This window comes from Helicobacter sp. UBA3407 (assembly GCF_949747025.1).
Lineage (GTDB): Bacteria > Campylobacterota > Campylobacteria > Campylobacterales > Helicobacteraceae > Helicobacter_D > Helicobacter_D ganmani.
This window is the reverse complement of sequence record NZ_CATKCB010000245.1, coordinates 1-2,517: the sequence shown is the minus strand read 5'-3', so window position 1 is coordinate 2,517 and position 2,517 is coordinate 1. Positions and strand designations below refer to the sequence as shown.

1 protein-coding gene and 2 pseudogenes are annotated in these 2,517 nt (G+C 36.5%); 2 read left to right on the top strand and 1 reads right to left on the bottom strand.

Going from position 1 to position 2,517, the window contains the following annotated elements; translation table 11 throughout:
* Both Q1553_RS08270 and Q1553_RS08265 read left to right on the top strand, forming a co-directional pair.
* Nucleotides 1–549: pseudogene (locus Q1553_RS08270) on the top strand (1-deoxy-D-xylulose-5-phosphate reductoisomerase); the annotation flags it as partial.
* 154 nt (nt 550–703) lie between these two features.
* Nucleotides 704–2,119 carry a Do family serine endopeptidase gene (locus tag Q1553_RS08265; RefSeq protein ID WP_115551509.1) on the top strand — a complete coding sequence of 472 codons (1,416 nt, stop codon included), beginning with the start codon at nt 704–706 and terminating at the stop codon, nt 2,117–2,119.
* Nucleotides 2,120–2,241: 122 nt separating this feature from the next.
* Here the strand turns inward: Q1553_RS08265 and Q1553_RS08260 are convergent.
* Nucleotides 2,242–2,517 (bottom strand): annotated as a pseudogene (locus Q1553_RS08260) (hypothetical protein); the annotation flags it as partial.

Sequence of the window (2,517 nt, the reverse complement as noted above, 5' to 3'; positions counted from 1 at the left end):
GCAACGATGGTTAATAAACTTTTTGAAATTCTAGAAGCCTATTGGCTCTTTGGAAACAAAAACATTGATGCCTTTATAGAGCGTAACTCCCACATTCACGCTCTTGTAGAGTTTTGGGACGGCAGCGTTGTGGCACATTTTGCCAATGCAAATATGCAATTACCTATTGCGTATGCAATACAGCTTGGACTTGGGTTACCTGAATCTTTTTTACATTCATTCCACACCAACAAAGCAATTCCAGATTCTATTATTTCGCAACTAGACTTTCAAAACAAAAATTATCAACTCCAAAAGATTGAAAGTGCGCGCTATCCCCTATGGAATCTCAAATCTGTATTATTGGAGAATCCTAAGCTTGGTTTAGTGCTAAATGCCGCCAATGAAATCGCCGTAGAAGCCTTTTTGCAAGATTCTATTTCTTTTGGCACAATGACACAAATTGTGCAAGATTCTATGCAAACCTTTAATAAAATCCATTTTAAAAGCAAAGAAGAAATGATTGCCTTAGACCAAGAAGTTAGGGATTATACGAGACGCAAACTTTAATTTTTCATTAGATATTTTCTTTATTATTTATTGATTTACATTTTTTTGCCATAATTTCAACATAAATTTTTAATGAGTATTGAAAAAATAAAACTTTTGCTCATTAAAATAAAAAGATTAAAGACTAGAATCCAAATAAAAAAGGAGATACAAAATGAATGCTAAAACTTTACTTTTAAGCACATTACTTGCAGGCAATGTTTTTGCCTTTGAAGTTGCAGAATTACCAAATATCCACGAGAGAGTAACTCCGGATATTTCACAAACAAAAATCTATTCTTATTACGATTCCATTAAGGAAGCCAAAAATGCAGTGGTAAATATTTCCACACAAAAGAAAGTCAAAGCACCCAATATTCAAGGACACCCCTTGCTAAATGACCCATTTTTCAAGCAATTTTTCGGAGATGCCTTTGGTGCGATGATTCCAAAAGACCGCGTAGAACGAAGCTTAGGGAGCGGAGTAATCATCTCCAATGATGGCTATATTGTAACAAACAACCATGTGATTGACGGGGCAGATAAAATCCTTGTTTCTTTGCCCGAAAGCAACAAAGAATACGAAGCCAAAGTGATTGGTAAAGATTCCAAAAGTGATTTGGCTATTATCAAAATCAATGCAAAAAATCTACCATTTTTAAAATTTGCTTCTAGCAATGATTTACAAGTAGGCGATGTTGTCTTTGCGATTGGAAATCCTTTTGGTGTGGGCGAAAGTATTACGCAGGGTATTATTTCTGCACTCAACAAAAATGGAATCGGAATCAATGATTATGAAAATTTTATCCAAACAGACGCCTCTATTAATCCGGGTAATAGCGGTGGCGCACTTGTAGATAGTCGCGGGGGCTTGATTGGAATCAATACCGCAATTCTTTCTCGCACAGGTGGAAATCACGGAATCGGATTTGCGATTCCCTCTGAAATGGTAAAAAAAATCTCCAAAGCCTTAATTGAAGATGGAGTGATTGAGCGCGGATATTTGGGTGTGAGCATTCAAGATGTCAGTGGAGACTTACAAGAGGTTTATAAAAATCAAAAGGGTGCAGTTGTCATTGCGATTGAAAAAGATTCACCCGCAGACAAAAGCGGCTTAAAGGTTTGGGATTTGATTACCAAAGTCAATCACAAGGAAATCAAGGGTGCAGCGGATTTAAAAAACATCATTGGAACTTTCAATCCAAAAGAAAAGGTAACACTCACAATCCTTAGAGACAAAAAGGAACAAACTCTTAGTCTCTCACTCGCCAAAGCACCCAACGAAGCACAAGTAAGCAATGTAAAAGAAAATAGTGGGATTGCTGGGCTTGAAATCAGTGCCTTAAGCACGGAAACAAAATCCAAATATGGAATCCCAAACAATGTTCAAGGCATATTGATTACAAATGTTCAAGCAAACAGCAGAGCAGAGGAATTAGGATTTAGCAATGGGGATATTATTATACAAATTGAAAGCTTTATCATTCAAGACATCAAAAGCTTCCACGAGGCTATGAATCGTTATAAAGGGCAAACCAAACGAATGTTAATTAATCGTGGTGGCAGAATCTTTAGCATTGTTGCGAAATAAAAAATCTGTGGGATTCTAGGTTAGAATCCCTATTCCTTGCAAGAGAATACCATAACAAAGTAAGCTTGGATTTTATATGTAGATTACAAAATATGGATTCAAGCCACAAGAGCTGTAGCTTATTAGACACTCTCTAGCATATTTTTCAACAAAACTTCGCTTTTGAGCCAATTTTCACGCGACTCCTCATCTAGTGATTCCAAGAAATTCTCGTCTAGCATATCTTTTAACTTTCTGCTATCAAGAATTTTTGCAGAATCCTCTGCGCTTGCCCCAAGATTGAGCAGAGTATCATTCAAAGATTCCCTATTAAATTCCATTTTAAAGCTCTGAATCAGTAGCACTTCTACACTGCTAGTATTAGCACTTTGTGCGGTTTTTAGGAAAACTGCTTCATT